Here is a 1167-nt window from a genome sequence, read left to right on the forward strand (position 1 = left end):
TGAAAGTGTCCGATCCGTACCAGTCTTGTTGGCTATGTTGATTTCACTGCCTTCTACTTCTTTACCAATAGTGATAATTTTCGTCTTTTCATCCTGCTTGACAAGGCTATCACTGACAACATTGGTAACATCATTATGAACATTTGTGACAGAACTACTAATATCAGAAAGTGCTTCCGCTACACTCTTATAGCTTTCTTCACTTTCTTTACCTTCCGCATCAACTTTCTTGATCACAAAACTTGGAGCCTTCCATTGTCCTTGCTCATCATAACCTGCACCACCACCAAAATAGGTTGCAAGTTGTTCGTTCAGCGAATAAAGCTGACCACCCGTGATAGCATCCGTTGAACCTTTAGAAATTTCTCCATCTAATAAAAATTTTAATTTGCTGTTTTCTTGTTCCGCTATAACTTGACCATCTTTCTCTTTGTTCTTTACATGACGCGCGACAAAGGCATTGGCTTCATCATTCCACAACAAAGCATTCTGCTCAATGGTCTGTGTAAGTTCATTGCTGTTCTTAGAAAGCTCATTATGAAGATCTGTCAGCGATGTATCAACACCGCTAAAGGCTGAACCAACATCATGATATGACTGGCCACCAACAACATACGTCGGAAGATTGCCTACAAGAACATCAGCACCACCACCTAAATAGCTCGATGTATTTTTAGAAACACTGTCTAGATTAGTAGTCACTGTCGTAACATTTTTATTAGTCGCAAATAACTGAGAGCCATTTACAACTTCTGTCGATTCTGCTGAAAGCACTCCTGCCTTAACACCTGAAAGTATCCGGTCTTCTTTCTTACTGTTGGCAATGTTGAGTTCTGTACCTTCTACTTCTTTACCAATAGTGATAACCTTCGTATTATCATCCTGCTTGGCAAGGCTATCACTGACAACATTACTTACATCATTATGAACATTCGTGATAGAACTCGCAACTCCAGCAAATGCTTCCGATACACTATTGTAAACCTTTTCCTCACCAGCACTACCATCAGAATTGACAGTTTTAAGCTTGAAGGTAGGTGCAACCCATTCTCCCTTTTCATTATAACCTGCTCCTCCACCAAAATACGTCGCAAACTGTTTTTGCAGATCATAAATCTGTCCACCCGTAATCGCATCACTCGAGCCTGATACTATAGAGCCAGCTGC

General features: G+C 40.5%; 1 pseudogene. It reads right to left on the minus strand.

The window, feature by feature from the left end:
* Positions 1–1167: pseudogene (locus tag ACFINR_RS09375) on the minus strand (hypothetical protein); the annotation flags it as partial.

Source organism: Bartonella sp. AP19HLJMH (assembly GCF_042196245.1).
Lineage (GTDB): Bacteria > Pseudomonadota > Alphaproteobacteria > Rhizobiales > Rhizobiaceae > Bartonella.